The organism is Dysosmobacter sp. Sow4_B12, from assembly GCF_052116665.1.
Taxonomy (GTDB): Bacteria; Bacillota; Clostridia; order Oscillospirales; family Oscillospiraceae; genus Oscillibacter.
The window spans coordinates 1-14,147 of the sequence record NZ_JBQKKR010000021.1; the positions used below are offsets into that span (position 1 = coordinate 1).

At 62.9% G+C, this 14,147-nt stretch carries 10 protein-coding genes; all 10 read right to left on the minus strand.

The window, feature by feature from the left end; all coding sequences use genetic code 11:
• Nucleotides 1-398: 398 nt before the first annotated feature.
• A complete protein-coding gene (locus ACTQ4R_RS12555; RefSeq protein WP_441629192.1) occupies nucleotides 399-1,910 on the minus strand; it encodes an IMP dehydrogenase in 1,512 nt (503 codons plus the stop codon).
• Nucleotides 1,911-1,981: 71 nt separating this feature from the next.
• Entirely contained in the window at nucleotides 1,982-5,638 is a 3,657-nt protein-coding gene (locus ACTQ4R_RS12560; protein ID WP_441629194.1) for a phosphoribosylformylglycinamidine synthase, read from the minus strand.
• Nucleotides 5,639-5,640: 2 nt separating this feature from the next.
• The gene (gene purD / locus ACTQ4R_RS12565; RefSeq protein ID WP_441629196.1) at nucleotides 5,641-6,921 is read right to left on the minus strand and encodes a phosphoribosylamine--glycine ligase; all 1,281 of its coding nucleotides are present in this window, start codon (nucleotides 6,919-6,921) and stop codon (nucleotides 5,641-5,643) included.
• A 181-nt stretch (nucleotides 6,922-7,102) separates the two neighbouring features.
• On the minus strand, nucleotides 7,103-8,281 hold the full coding sequence (locus ACTQ4R_RS12570; protein WP_441629198.1) for a phosphoribosylaminoimidazolecarboxamide formyltransferase: 1,179 nt from the start codon (nucleotides 8,279-8,281) through the stop codon (nucleotides 7,103-7,105).
• Nucleotides 8,282-8,291: 10 nt separating this feature from the next.
• Nucleotides 8,292-8,897, minus strand: a complete 606-nt coding sequence (gene purN / locus ACTQ4R_RS12575) for a phosphoribosylglycinamide formyltransferase (protein WP_441629200.1) — start codon at nucleotides 8,895-8,897, stop codon at nucleotides 8,292-8,294.
• Nucleotides 8,891-9,916 carry a phosphoribosylformylglycinamidine cyclo-ligase gene (gene purM / locus ACTQ4R_RS12580; protein ID WP_441629202.1) on the minus strand — a complete coding sequence of 342 codons (1,026 nt, stop codon included), beginning with the start codon at nucleotides 9,914-9,916 and terminating at the stop codon, nucleotides 8,891-8,893. Before purM ends, purN begins: the two co-directional genes overlap by 7 nt.
• The gene (gene purF / locus ACTQ4R_RS12585) at nucleotides 9,916-11,418 is read right to left on the minus strand and encodes an amidophosphoribosyltransferase (RefSeq protein ID WP_441629204.1); all 1,503 of its coding nucleotides are present in this window, start codon (nucleotides 11,416-11,418) and stop codon (nucleotides 9,916-9,918) included. The genes purM and purF overlap by 1 nt, the downstream gene beginning before the upstream one ends.
• Entirely contained in the window at nucleotides 11,408-12,127 is a 720-nt protein-coding gene (gene purC, locus ACTQ4R_RS12590) for a phosphoribosylaminoimidazolesuccinocarboxamide synthase (RefSeq protein WP_441629206.1), read from the minus strand. Before purC ends, purF begins: the two co-directional genes overlap by 11 nt.
• A gap of 36 nt (nucleotides 12,128-12,163) precedes the next feature.
• Nucleotides 12,164-13,585 carry an amidophosphoribosyltransferase gene (locus tag ACTQ4R_RS12595; protein WP_441629207.1) on the minus strand — a complete coding sequence of 474 codons (1,422 nt, stop codon included), beginning with the start codon at nucleotides 13,583-13,585 and terminating at the stop codon, nucleotides 12,164-12,166.
• A gap of 32 nt (nucleotides 13,586-13,617) precedes the next feature.
• Entirely contained in the window at nucleotides 13,618-14,112 is a 495-nt protein-coding gene (purE, locus tag ACTQ4R_RS12600) for a 5-(carboxyamino)imidazole ribonucleotide mutase (protein ID WP_441629209.1), read from the minus strand.
• Nucleotides 14,113-14,147 lie beyond the last annotated feature (35 nt).

The window sequence follows — 14,147 nt, forward strand, 5'->3', positions numbered from 1 at the left end:
GCCGGAGTTGGTGGTATCCTTCAGCAGAACGTCATGCGCGCCGCCGCACCCCACGGGACACATCCCGCGGGGACCCCGCATAGGACGCAAATGTCCGGGCGGAGCCCGTCCATTTCAAGGTTTTGCCGGAGCAAAACGCTTGTACGCGCGGATGCACGGGCCGTGGAAGGCGGAGCCGGCGTCAGAGAGATACTCAGCTGCGGCTGCCGGAGTTGGTGGTATCCTTCAGCAGAACGTCATGCGCGCCGCCGCACCCCACGGGACACATCCCGCGGGGACCCCGCATAGGACGCAAATGTCCGGGCGGAGCCCGTCCGTTTCAAGGTTTTGCCGGAGCAAAACGCTTGTACGCGCGGATGCGCGGGCCGTGGAAGGCGGAGCCGGCGTCAGAGAGATACTCAGCTGCGGCTGCCGGAGTTGGTGGTATCCTTCAGCAGAACGTCATGCGCGCCGCCTTCCACGATGGAGACGGAGGACACCAGGGTAAGCTTGGCCTTCTCCCGCAGCTCGGGGATGGTCAAGGCACCGCAGTTGCACATGGTGGAGCGGACCTTGGCCAGGGTAGTGGCCATGCCGTCAGACAGAGCGCCGGCATAGGGAACATAGGAGTCCACGCCCTCCTCAAAGCTCAGCTTTGCGGCACCGCCCAGGTCGTAGCGCTGCCAGTTACGGGCACGGGCGCTGCCCTCGCCCCAGTATTCCTTCATATAGCTGCCGCCGATGAGGACCTTGCTGGTGGGGGACTCGTCGAACCGGGAGAAGTAGCGGCCCAGCATGCAGAAGTCCGCGCCCATGGCCAGGGCCAGGGTGATGTGGTAATCCTGGACGATGCCGCCGTCGGCGCAGATGGGCACGTAAACGCCGGTCTCCTCGAAGTACTTATCCCGCTCCTGGGCCACGTCGATAACGGCGGTGGCCTGGCCGCGGCCAATGCCCTTGGTCTCGCGGGTGATGCAGATGGAGCCGCCGCCGATACCGATCTTCACGAAGTCGGCGCCGGCGTCCGCCAGGAAGCGGAAGCCCTCGCCGTCCACCACGTTGCCGGCACCCACCTTCACGGTGTCGCCGTAGCGGTCCCGGATCCACTTCAGGGTGCGGGCCTGCCACTCGGAATAGCCCTCGGAGGAGTCGATGACCAGCACGTCCACGCCGGCCTCCACCAGAGCGGGGACCCGCTCGGCATAGTCCCGGGTGTTGATACCGGCGCCCACCACGTAGCGCTTCTGGGAGTCCAGCAGCTCCAGGGGGTTGCCCTTGTGGGAGTCATAGTCCTTGCGGAACACGAAGCTCACCAGATGGCCGTCCTCGGAGACGATGGGCAGGGCGTTGAGCTTGTGGTCCCAGATGATGTCGTTGGCCACTTTCAAGCTGGTGCCCTCGGGAGCGGAGATGACCTTCTCCACAGGGGTCATGAACTGGCTGACGGGGGTGGAGGGGTCCATGCGGCTGACCCGGTAATCCCGGCTGGTGACCAGACCCAGTAGCTTGCCGGTGCCGGTACCGTCGTCAGTGACAGCCATGGTGGAATGGCCGGTGCGCTCCTTCAGAGCCAACACGTCCGCCAGGGTGTCGCCCAGGCGCAGGTTGGAGTCGCTGGACACGAAGCCGGCCTTGTAATTTTTGACCTTGCGGACCATTTCAGCCTGCTGGTCAATGGGCTGGGAGACATAGATGAAGGCGATGCCGCCCTCCTTGGCCAGGGCAATGCCCATCTTCTCGCCGGAGACAGACTGCATGACGGCGGAGACCATGGGAACATTCATGGTCAAGGGGCACTCCTCGCCCTTTTTGAACTTCACCACCGGCGTCTTGAGAGAGACGTTGGCGGGGATGCACTCGGAGGAGGAGTAGCCGGGAACCAACAGATATTCACTGAAGGTATGAGAAGGTTCCTTGAAAAAATACGCCATTGGGGCCACCTCATTTCAAAGTATTCTGAAAGTATTTTTACTATGTTATCACAAATATGCGGAAAAGCAACTTAAATTGAGAAATAATCCTTGGCGGCCTCGAACAGGTGCAGGTCGTAGTCACCGGGGACGTTGCGGTACAGGCCGGGACCCACCCGCTCGGCGTGGCCCATCTTGCCGAAAATGCGGCCGTCGGGAGAGGTGATGCCCTCCACGGCCCAGACGGAGCCATTGGGGTTGAAGTCCACGTCCATGGTGGAGACGCCGTTCAAATCTACATACTGGGTGGCGATCTGACCGTTTTCCGCCAGCTTGCGCAGCAGCTCCTCCTGGCAGAGGAAGCGGCCTTCACCGTGGGAGATGGGCACGTTCACGATGTCGCCCACCTGCATTTTTGCCAGCCACGGAGAGCGGTTGGAGGCGATGCGGGTACGGACGATCTTGGACTGGTGGCGGCCGATGACGTTGAAGCTCAAGGTGGGGCAGGCGTCGTCGGTGTCAATGATCTCACCGAAGGGCACCAATCCCAGCTTGATAAGCGCTTGGAAGCCGTTGCAGATACCCAGCATCAAGCCGTCCCGGTTTTTCAGCAGTTCATGGGTGGCGTCCTTCACGGCGGGGTTGCGGAAGAAGGCGGTGATGAATTTGCCGGAGCCGTCGGGCTCGTCGCCGCCGGAGAAGCCGCCGGGTACGAAGATGATCTGGCTCTGGCGGGCGGCCTGGGCAAAGCGGGCAGCGGATTCCGTGACGCCGGCGGCGGACTGGTTGTTCACCACCAGGATCTCCGGCTCAAGGCCCGCCCGCAGCACGGCCCGGGCGCTGTCATACTCGCAGTTGGTGCCGGGGAACACGGGGATGAGGACCTTGGGACGGACCGCACCTACCTTGGGAGCCACACGGCTGAAAGCGGGGGCCTCCAGCACAGGAACGGGGCTGTTGTCCATGGGAGTGCGGTTGGGGTACACATCCTCCAGCACACCCTCGTTGAGGGCCAGCAGCTCGTCGATGGAGGCACTGTCGCCGCCAATGACAACAGTGGGCTCCGCTGTGGTGACGCCCATCTTTCGGGCACCGCTTACCTCCTCCGCCAGCTCTGCCACGATGGCGCCGGGGCAGGCGGTGAACCAGGGAGCGTCCGCGTCCGCGGCGGCGGTGAAGCCCACGCGGTTGCCGAAGGACATGTTCATGACAGCTTCCGCCGCGCCGTTTTCCACGGCCCAGGCGGCTTTTACCTTGCCCTGGGCGCACAGGTCATGGAAGCGGTCCCAATCGGCAGGCCCATGAAACAGATAGACAGGATGGCCAGCTTCCTTGAACTCGGGAGAGAGCACTTCGGAAGCCACGGCCGGGGCGATGGCGAAGGAGATCAAAGTGGGGGGAACATCCATATCCAGGAAGGAGCCGGACATGGAGTCCTTGCCGCCGATGGCGGCCAGCTCCAGATCCAACTGGGCGTCCAAAGCACCCAGCAGGGCGGCAAAGGGCTTGCCCCAGCGCTGGGGTTCCTCCCGGAGCTTTTCAAAATACTCCTGGAAGGTGAGATATGCCTGGTGGAAGTCACAGCCGGAGGCCGCAAGCTTCGCAACGGAGGTAATGACAGAGTGGTAGGCTCCGGTGTAGGGGTCCGCGCTCATCTCCTCGGGATCATATCCCCAGGCCATCACGGAGCAGGTGTCCGTCTCCTGGCCGGGCAGGACAGGCAGCAAGGCGGCCATGGCTTGGGTGGGGGTGCGCTGCTGCTTGCCGCCGAAGGGCATGAGGACGGAGCCGGCGCCGATGGTGGAGTCGAACCGCTCGGAAAGGCCACGGCGGGAGGCGGACTTCAAACTGGCGGCCATGGTCCGCAGGTCCGTGTCCTTCTCGCCGGTGCGGCGGCTGATTTCCGGCACACGGACAGAGGCATGCTTGTCGGCGCCGTTGGTGTCCAGGAAGGCGCGGCTCAAGTCCACGATGGTGACGCCGTTCCACTTCATGACCATGCGGGGGCTCTCGGTGACCACAGCCACTTGATAGGCCTCCAGGTTTTCCTTTTCCGCGGCGGCGATGAAGGCGGCGGCATTCTCCGGGGCCACCACCACGGCCATGCGCTCCTGGGATTCGGAGATGGCAAGCTCCGTGCCGTCCAGACCCTCGTATTTCTTCCGGACAGCGTCCAGATCGATCTCCAGACCGTCGGCCAGCTCGCCGATAGCGACGCTGACGCCGCCGGCGCCGAAGTCGTTGCAGCGCTTGATGAGGCGGGTGACATTGCCGTCCCGGAACAGGCGCTGGATCTTGCGCTCCTCGGGGGCGTTGCCCTTCTGGACCTCGGAGGCCATGGTGGTTAGGGACTTGCGGTTGTGGCTCTTGGAGGAGCCGGTGGCGCCGCCAATGCCGTCCCGGCCGGTGCGGCCGCCCAGCAGGATGACCACATCTCCGGGAGCGGGACGCTCACGGACCACGTTTTCCGCGGGGGCGGCGCCCACCACGGCGCCCACCTCCAAGTGCTTGGCAACGTACCCGGGATGGTAGACCTCGCTGACCTGGCCGGTGGCAAGGCCGATCTGGTTGCCGTAGGAGGAGTAGCCGGCGGCGGCCGTCTGGGCAAGCTTCCGCTGGGGAAGCTTGCCGGGGATGGTGTCCGCCACGGGAACACGGGGATCGCCGCAGCCGGTGAGACGCATGGCCTGGTACACATAGGCACGGCCGGACAGGGGGTCCCGGATGCAGCCGCCGATGCAGGTGGCGGCGCCTCCGAAAGGCTCGATCTCCGTGGGATGGTTGTGGGTCTCATTCTTGAACATCAGCAGCCAGTCCTGGGCCTCGCCGTCCACCGTGGCGGTGACGTGGATGGAGCAGGCGTTGATCTCCTCGCTCTGGTCGATATTTGCGAGCAAGCCCCGCTTTTTCAAGACCTTGGCCCCGATAGTGGCCATATCCATCAATGTCTGGGGACGGACAGAGGCCTTTTCCTCACCGTAGACCTCCACCCGGGCGTCCAGATACCGCCGGTAGGCGGCGGCTACCTTTTCGTCCAGCAGCTCCACGGAGTCGATGTGGGTGGAGAAGGTGGTGTGGCGGCAGTGGTCGGACCAGTAGGTGTCCACCACCCGGACCTCGGTGATGGTGGGGTCTCGGTGCTCATCGTCCCGGAAATGGGCCTGCAGGAACTTCAAATCGTCCAGGTCCATAGCGAGGCCCAGCTTGTCCAGCAGGGCGGAAAGGCCGGATTCATCCAGGGCGGTGAAGCCGGTAATAGTCTCCACGGAGGTGGGGATGTCATACTCCATTTTCAGGGTTTCCACCGGCTCCAGGTCCGCCTCCCGGGCCTCCACGGGGTTGATGACGTAGTGCTTGATCTTGTCCACGTCGGCGGGAGTCAGATCGCCGGAGAGCAGATAGACCCTGGCAGTGCGGACAGCGGGGCGGTCACCCTGGGTCATCAGCTGGATGCACTGGCTGGCGGAGTCCGCCCGCTGGTCGAACTGGCCGGGCAGGTACTCCACGGCGAAGGCAATGCCATCCTCGGCGGGCAGGGCGGCGGTGGCGTAATCCACCTGGGGCTCGGAAAACACTGTCTGCACGGCCCGCTGGAAGGTTTCCTCGTCCAGGCCCTCCACGTCATAGCGGTTCAGCAGCCGCAGCCCCGTCAGAGCGGAGATGCCCAGCAGGGACCGCAGCTCGTTCAAAAGACCGGCGGCCTCCTGGCGCAGAGCCGGCTTCTTTTCTACATAGATACGTCGTACCATGGTTATCCCTCCATCGCGGCCAGCGCCCGCCGGCCGATGTCATGGCGCATGTATTTGCCGTCAAACTCCACCGTCTCCGCGGCGGCGTAGGCATCCGCCAGCGCCTCTTTCAGCGTGGGGGCCGTGGCGGTGACGCCCAGGACCCGGCCGCCGCTGGTGACCAGCCGCCCGTCCTCCGTCAGCTTGTCGCCGGCGTGATAGATGGTGACGTTGGCGGGAGTGTGCTCCGGCAGGGTCATGACCTTGCCCTTTTCATAGTGGCTGGGATAGCCGCCGGAGGCCAGAATGACGCAGGCGGCGGCACCGCTGTGCCACTCCACGTCCAGGTCCGCCAGCGTTTCGTTTTCCACAGCCTGCATGACCGTCAGCAGGTCGGTCTTCAGAAGGGGCAGTACCACCTGGGTCTCCGGGTCGCCGAAGCGGCAGTTGTACTCAATGACCTTGGGGCCCTTGGGGGTCAGCATGAGGCCGAAATACAAGCAGCCCTTGAAGGGACAGCCTTCGGCCCGCATGGCCGCCAGAGTAGGCAGGAAGATGGTGTCCATGCACACCTGGGCCGCCTCGGCGGTGTAGCAGGGGTTGGGAGCCACAGTGCCCATGCCGCCGGTGTTGAGGCCGGTGTCGCCGTCGCCGGCACGCTTGTGGTCCATGGAGGACACCATGGGCGCGATGGCCGTGCCGTCGGTGAAGGCCAGCACACTGACCTCCGGGCCGGTGAGAAACTCCTCAATGACGATCTCGTTTCCAGAGTCGCCGAAGGCCTTGTCCTCCATGATGGTCTTGACGGCGGCCTCCGCCTCCTCCAGGCTCTGGGGGATGAGGACGCCCTTACCCAGGGCCAGGCCGTCGGCCTTGATGACGATGGGGAAAGAGGCATCCTTCAGATATGCCAGGGCCTTGGCGGGGTCGTCAAACACCTCGTAGGCGGCGGTGGGGATGCCGTACTTTTTCATAAGGTTCTTGGAAAAGACCTTGCTGGCCTCGATGCGGGCGGCTTTGGCATCCGGGCCGAAGCAGGGGATGCCGGCCTCGTGGAGACGGTCCACGCAGCCCAGGGCCAGGGGGTCATCCGGCGCCACCACGGCGAAGTCGATGGCGTGGGACTTGGCGAACTCCACGATGGCGGGGATGTCCTTAGCGCCGATCTCGGGAACGCACACGGCGTCCTGGGCGATGCCGCCGTTGCCCGGCAGGGCGTAAATGGTCTCTACGCTGGGATTTTCTTTCAGCTTTTTGATAATGGCGTGCTCACGGCCACCGCCGCCGACGACCAGAAGATTCATATTGTGCAGGTCCTCCTCGCAAAGAATTTGCCGAAGACAATTCGTATTTCAATTATTTTTGCCGCGGCGTGTACGCGGCAAAAATACCCCGACCTGTGCGCCCTTGGGCGCACGAACCAGTGACCGGCGTCACTGGCGGTAGGGGAGATCGAGGGGGAGCCTGCTCCCCCTCGAAGAAGGTTTAGTGGTGGAATAAACGCATGCCGGTGAAGCACATGGTGATGCCGTATTTGTTGGCAGTGGCGATGACGTGGTCATCCCGGATGGAGCCGCCGGGTTCGGCGATGTACTGCACGCCGGACTTGCGGGCACGCTCCACATTGTCGCCGAAGGGGAAGAAAGCGTCAGAGCCAACAGTCACGCCGGACTGGGTGGCGATCCAGGCTTTCTTTTCCTCGGCGGTCAGCACCTCGGGGCGTACCTTGAAGGTATTCTGCCACACGCCGTCTGCCAGGATGTCCTCGTACTCGTCGGAGGTGTAGATGTCGATGGCGTTGTCCCGGTCGGGGCGGCGGATGTTATCCACGAACTGCAGGCCCAAAACCTTGGGATGCTGGCGCAGGTACCAGTTGTCCGCCTTCTGACCCGCCAGACGGGTGCAGTGGATGCGGCTCTGCTGGCCGGCGCCCACGCCGATGGCCTGGCCGTCCTTCACGTAGCACACGGAGTTGGACTGGGTGTATTTCAATGTAATGAGGGAGACGATCATGTCGATCTTGGCCTGCTGGGGCAGGTCGTGATTCTCCGTGACGATGTTGCCCAGCAGTTCCTCGTCGATCTTAAAGTTGTTGCGGCCCTGCTGGAAGGTGATGCCGAATACGTCCTTGTACTCCTGGGGAGCGGGGACATAATCGGGGTCGATTTGGACGACGTTGTAGCCGCCCTTCTTCTTGGTTTTCAGAATGGCCAGGGCCTCCTCGGTGTAGCCGGGGGCAATGACGCCGTCGGACACCTCGGCCTTGAGGTAGTTGGCGGTGGCGGCGTCGCACACATCGGAAAGAGCGGCCCAGTCACCGTAGGAGCACAGGCGGTCAGCGCCCCGGGCACGGATATAGGCGCAGGCGATGGGGCTGAGTTCGGCGTCCTCGTCCACAAAATAAATTTTCTTGTCCACGTCGCTCAGAGGCAGGCCCACGGCGGCGCCGGCGGGGGAGACGTGCTTGAAGGAGGCGGCGGAGGGCAGGCCGGTGGCGGCTTTCAGCTCCTTGACCAGCTGCCAGGAGTTGAAGGCGTCCAGGAAGTTGATGTAGCCGGGCTTGCCGTTGAGCACGGTGATGGGCAGGTCAGAGCCGTCCTTCATAAAAATACGGGAGGGCTTTTGGTTGGGGTTGCAGCCGTATTTCAGTTCCAGTTCGTTCATAAAACGTTCCTCAGCTTTCTGAAATTTGTTCACATAACATCTCGGCGGCCTGGGGCAGCAGCACCCACTCCGCCTGCTCCATGACCCGGCACTGGAGAGTTTCCGCTGTGTCGCCGGGCAGGATGTCCACGGCCTTCTGCAGCAGGATACGGCCGCCGTCGGGGATCTCATTCACAAGATGCACGGTGGCGCCGGTGACCTTCACACCCTTGGCAAGAGCGGCCTCGTGGACCTTCAAGCCATACATTCCCTTGCCGCAGAAGGAGGGAATGAGGGAGGGGTGCACGTTGAGGATGCGGTCCGGCCACTGGCGGACGAAGCTCTCGGACAAAATAGAGAGGAAGCCCGCCAGGATGATGACGTCGATTTTATATTCCGCCAGCTTCAAAGAGAGGGTGGTCTCAAAGGCCTCCTGGCTCATCTGCTTTCTGGGGATGGCGACGCCGGGCACGCCGTGATTGGCGGCCCGGGTCAGCGCGTACGCCGTTTCGTTGCTGGCGCAGACCAAAACGATTTGCCCGTGGGGGATGCGGCCTTCCTCCTGGGCCTTCAGCAGGGCTTCCAGGTTGGTGCCGCCGCCGGAGACCAGCACGGCGATATTGGCTTTTTTCAGCATAGGCTCACCCGCTCGTCGCCTTCCACGATCTCGCCGATGACGTAGGCGCCGCAGTCCAGAGCGGCCACGGCCCGGTCAGCGTCCTCCTTGGGCACGATGACAGTCATGCCCACGCCCATGTTATAGGTGTTGAACATGTCGTGCTCGGAGATGCCGCCCATACGCTGCAGCATGGAGAAGATGGGAGGCGTCTGGATGGCGGAGCGGTCGATCTTGGCGGTGAGGCCATCGGGCAGGCAGCGGGGAATGTTCTCAAAGAAGCCGCCGCCGGTGATGTGGCTGACGCCGCGGACAGCGGCAGCGTCCATGCAGCGCAGGACGGACTTGACATAGATGCGGGTGGGTTCCAGCAGGGCCTCGCCCAGGGTGCGGCCCAGCTCGTCGGAGTACATGTTCAGATTGGCGTGCTCCACGTTGAATACCTTCCGCACCAGGGAGTAGCCGTTGGAGTGGATGCCGGAGGAGGGAAGGGCGATGATGACGTCACCGGCCTTCATGGCGAAGTGGTCCACCACCTTGGCCTTGTCCACCACGCCCACGGAGAAGCCGGCCAGGTCGTAATCGTCGGCGGGCATCATGCCGGGGTGCTCGGCGGTCTCACCGCCGATGAGGGCGCAGCCGGACTGGACGCAGCCCTCCGCCACGCCGGAGACAATGGTGGCCACCTTTTCCGGTTCGTTCTTGCCGATGGCAATGTAATCCAGGAAGAAGAGGGGCTTGGCGCCGCAGCAGATGATGTCGTTGACGCACATGGCCACGCAGTCGATGCCGATGGTGTCATGCTTGTCCAGCAGCTGGGCGATGCGGAGCTTGGTGCCCACGCCGTCGGTGCCGGAGACCAGCACCGGCTCCCGCATGCCGCTCAGGTCGGGAGCGAACAGGCCGCCAAAGCCGCCGATGTCGGACACGACACCGGGGATCATCGTGCGCTCCACATGCTTTTTCATGAGCTTTACGCCCTCATAGCCGGCCTCAATGTTGACGCCGGCCTCACGATAGCTGTCAGAAAAACTACGCATTACGGTTTTTTCCTTTCACTGATCTTACATTCGAAGCGGTCCTTGCCGCCGTCCTGGGGAACAGGGGTGGGATAGCCGCCGCCGAAGCAGGCGGTGCAGAAGCCGCCCTGGGTGTTGTCCGCCAGCTTCACCACGTCCCGCAGACTGAGGTAGCCCAGGGAGTCCACGCCGATGATCTCGGCGATCTCCTCCACGGTGTGGTGGTTGGCGATGAGTTTGTTCTTATCGTCAATGTCTGTGCCGTAGTAACACTCGGAGACAAAGGGCGGCGCGCTGACCCGCATGTGGATCTCCTTGGCGCCGGCTTTGCGCAGGAGTTCGATGGTCCGCCGGCAGGTGGTGCCCCGGACGATGGAATCGTCAATGAGGACCACACGCTTGCCCTCCACAACCGAGCGGATGGGATTGAGCTTGATATTGACCTCGTTTTCCCGCATGGCCTGGGTGGGGGAAATAAAGGTGCGGCCGATGTACTTGTTCTTGATGAAGCCCATGCCGTAGGGGATGCCGGACTGGCGGGCATAGCCCAGGGCGGCGTCCAGGCCGGAGTCCGGCACGCCGATGACGATATCCGCCTGGACGGGATGCTCCAGAGCCAGGAAGGCGCCTGCCCGCTGGCGGGCGATGTGGACGCTGGAGCCGTCAATGACGGAGTCGGGACGGGCAAAGTAGATAAACTCGAACACGCACAGCTTTTTCGGCGCCTTACCGCAGTGGCTGGTGTCGGACTTGACACCGTTTTTGTCCACCACCACGATCTCGCCGGGGAGGATGTCCCGCTCAAACTGGGCGCCGATGGCGTCCAGGGCACAGGATTCCGAGGCGAACACCACACTGCCGTCCTTCAGCTTGCCCATGCACAGGGGCCGGAAGCCGTGGGGGTCCCGGACAGCGATGAGCTTGGAGGGGGAGGAGATCACCAGGGAGTAGGCGCCCACGATTTTTTCCATGGCGGCGGAGACAGCGGCCTCAATGGAGCCGGTCCGCAGCCGCTCCTGGACAATGATGTAGGAGATGACCTCGGAGTCAGTGGTGGTGTGGAAAATGGAGCCCTTGCTCTCCAGCTTCTGGCGCAGCTCGTGGGAGTTGGTGAGGTTGCCGTTATGGGCCAGGGCCATGCGGCCCTTGTAGTGGTTCACCAGAATGGGCTGGACGTTGCGCTTGTTGTCGGAGCCGGTGGTGCCGTAGCGCACATGGCCCACGGCGATATTGCCGCTGCCCAGGGAACAGAGCCGGTCGCGGGGAAATACCTCGCTGACCAGGCCCACATCCCGCCAGGAGGTGAACACACCATCGTCATTCACCACGATGCCGGCGCTCTCCTGGCCCCGGTGCTGCAGGGCGTACAGGGCGTAATAGGCCATGGAGGCCACGTCGGCGGTGGCGTTGGAGTAGATACCGAATACGCCGCATTCCTCATGAATGTGGCGGGGGGAAACGCTGCCGGCCGCTGCCGCCTCCCCGTTGAGACGGCCCGCCGGGGCGGTGCGCTCAGTCCGCATCGTGGTCCAGCAGGCGCTTCATGATCTCGGCGTAAGCGTCCTCCACTCCGCCCATATCCCGGCGGAAACGGTCCTTATCCAGCTTCTCGTGGGTCTTGCTGTCCCACAGGCGGCAGGTGTCGGGGCTGATCTCGTCGGCCAGGACGATCTGGCCGTCGGCGGTCTTGCCAAACTCCAGCTTGAAGTCCACCAGGGTCACGCCGCACTCCGCCCAGAAGGACTTGAGCACCTCGTTGACGGCGAAGGAGTACTTCTTGATGAGGTCGATCTCCTCCCGGGTGGCCAGCTTCAGAGCCAGGGCATGATACTCGTTGAGCAGGGGATCGTGGAGGTCGTCGTTCTTATAGGAGAACTCGATGGTGGGCTGGTCGAAGACGATGCCCTCCTCCACACCGTAGCGGGAGGCGAAATGACCGGCGGAGATGTTGCGGATGATGACCTCCAAAGGCACGATAGAGACCTTCTTCACCAGGGTCTCGCGCGCAGAGAGCTCCTGGACGAAATGGGTGGGGATGCCGGCCTTTTCCATCTTGGCCATCAGACGGTTGGTCATCTGGTTGTTGATGACGCCCTTGCCCACGATGGTGCCCTTCTTCAAACCGTCCAGAGCGGTGGCGTCGTCCTTATAATCCACGATGACCAGGTTGGGATCGTCGGTGGCATAGACCTTCTTGGCCTTGCCCTCGTAAATCTGCGCTAACTTCTGCATGATGTTTGTCCTCCTGTATTAAAAATAAATATAATGTTATTCCTTGCCGGTCCAGCAATAGGTGCAGATCTTGTCCCTGTCAATGCCGATGGCCTCCAGCAATCCGTCGATGGACTGGTAGCCCAGGGAATCAAAGCCCAGCTTCTCGCAGATGGAGTGCAGCAGGCATTTGCCCCGTTCGGTAGAGGCATCGGCGTACTCCTCCAGGTGCTGCTGGCCCTCATCCCCTTCCAGCTCCTGGACGGTCCGGCGGGCCAGCAGGTCCATGTCGGAATTGCCCCGGGAGAAGTTCAGGTATTTGCAGCTGTACATAATGGGCGGGCAGGCGGAGCGCATGTGGACTTCCTCGGCGCCGCTGTCGTACAGAAACTCCACTGTCTCCCGCAGCTGGGTGCCCCGGACGATGGAATCATCCACGAACAGCAGTTTCTTGCCTTCAATGAGCTCGGGCACGGGGATCTGCTTCATTTTGGCCACCTGGTTGCGGACCTCCTGGTTGGCTGGCATAAAGGAACGGGGCCAGGTGGGGGTGTATTTCACGAAGGGGCGGGCGAAGGGCTTTCCACTGCGGTTGGCAAAGCCGATGGCGTGGGGCAGGCCGGAATCCGGCACACCGGCCACATAGTCCACCTTGGGCAGGCGGCCCTGGGCCACCTCGTCTCGGGCCATGATCTCGCCGTTGCGGTAGCGCATGACCTCCACGTTTACGCCCTCGTAATTGGAGTTGGGGTAGCCGTAATAGGTCCAGAGGAAAGCACAGATCTTCATGTCCTTTCCGGCGGGGGAAAGGGTCTCATATCCCTCCGGCGTGATGCGGACGATCTCCCGGGGGCCCAGCTCATAGGCGTCGCGATAGCCCAGCTTGTGGTAGGCAAAGGACTCAAAGGAGACGCAGCAGCCGTCGTCGTTCTGCCCCACCAGGACCGGCAGGCGGCCCAGCTTGTCCCGGGCGGCGATGATGCTGTCCGGCGTCAAAAGCAAAATGGTGGCGGAGCCGTCGATGACGTCCTGGGCGTGGCGGATGCCCTCCACCAGGGAGTCCTTCTGGTTGATGAGGGCGGCGGTCAGCTCCGAGGCGTTGACCTTGCCGCTGCTCATTGCCATGAACTGGTGGCCGTGGTCGGAAAAGTACGTTTCCACCAGCTTCTCAGCGTTGTTGATGATGCCCACGGTGGTGATGGCGTACAGTCCCAGGTGGGAGCGCACCAGCAGGGGCTGGGGGTCGGTGTCGGAGATGCAGCCAATGCCGCTGCACCCGTGGAAGTCCGCCAGGTCGCTTTCAAACTTCGTGCGGAAGGGGGTATTCTCAATGTTGTGGATCTGCCGCTGGAAGCCGGTGGTCTCGTCATAGATGGCCATGCCGCCCCGGCGGGTGCCCAGGTGGGAGTGGTAGTCCACTCCGAAGAAAATGTCAAGTACGCAATCCCGCTTGGAGATGGCGCCGAAAAATCCTCCCATGCAGTTACTCCTAAATCATTATGTAATACTGGTCACTGGGCCAGTTCCGCCTGCAGCTTCGCTTCCTTGGCGGCGATCTGCCCCGCCATGTCCTCTCTGGCGGCGTCCAGCTTGGCGGCGAGGCTTTCGTCGGAAACCGCCAGGATCTGGGCCGCCAGCACGGCGGCGTTCTTGGCGCCGTTGATGGCCACGGTAGCCACAGGGATGCCGCTGGGCATCTGGACGGTGGCAAGCAGCGCGTCCAGTCCGTCCATGGCGCCGCCCTTCATGGGGATGCCGATGACGGGCAGGGTGGAGTTGCCGGCAAAGGCACCGGCCAGGTGTGCCGCCATGCCGGCGGCGCAGATCAAAACACCGAAGCCGTTTTTGCGGGCAGCTTTGGCAAACTCCGCAGCGGCGGCAGGGGTGCGGTGGGCACTGAGAATGTGGGCTTCATAGGGAATGCCAAAGGCCTCCAGCTGGGAGCAGGCACCCTTGACCACAGGCCAATCAGAATCGGAGCCCATGATAACAGCGACTTTCTTCATCGGTTGCTCTCCTTTTATAATTAAGTTGTTGCAGG

Excerpts from the sequence above, each read along its gene's own strand:
- purN (WP_441629200.1), bottom strand. The coding sequence starts at position 8,897 with ATGCTGAAAAAAGCCAATATCGCCGTGCTGGTCTCCGGCGGCGGCACC.
- ACTQ4R_RS12570 (WP_441629198.1), bottom strand. The coding sequence starts at position 8,281 with ATGAACGAACTGGAACTGAAATACGGCTGCAACCCCAACCAAAAGCCC.
- purF (WP_441629204.1), bottom strand. The coding sequence starts at position 11,418 with ATGCGGACTGAGCGCACCGCCCCGGCGGGCCGTCTCAACGGGGAGGCG.
- ACTQ4R_RS12555 (WP_441629192.1), bottom strand. The coding sequence starts at position 1,910 with ATGGCGTATTTTTTCAAGGAACCTTCTCATACCTTCAGTGAATATCTG.
- ACTQ4R_RS12560 (WP_441629194.1), bottom strand. The coding sequence starts at position 5,638 with ATGGTACGACGTATCTATGTAGAAAAGAAGCCGGCTCTGCGCCAGGAG.
- ACTQ4R_RS12595 (WP_441629207.1), bottom strand. The coding sequence starts at position 13,585 with ATGGGAGGATTTTTCGGCGCCATCTCCAAGCGGGATTGCGTACTTGAC.
- purC (WP_441629206.1), bottom strand. The coding sequence starts at position 12,127 with ATGCAGAAGTTAGCGCAGATTTACGAGGGCAAGGCCAAGAAGGTCTAT.
- purM (WP_441629202.1), bottom strand. The coding sequence starts at position 9,916 with ATGCGTAGTTTTTCTGACAGCTATCGTGAGGCCGGCGTCAACATTGAG.
- purE (WP_441629209.1), bottom strand. The coding sequence starts at position 14,112 with ATGAAGAAAGTCGCTGTTATCATGGGCTCCGATTCTGATTGGCCTGTG.
- purD (WP_441629196.1), bottom strand. The coding sequence starts at position 6,921 with ATGAATCTTCTGGTCGTCGGCGGCGGTGGCCGTGAGCACGCCATTATC.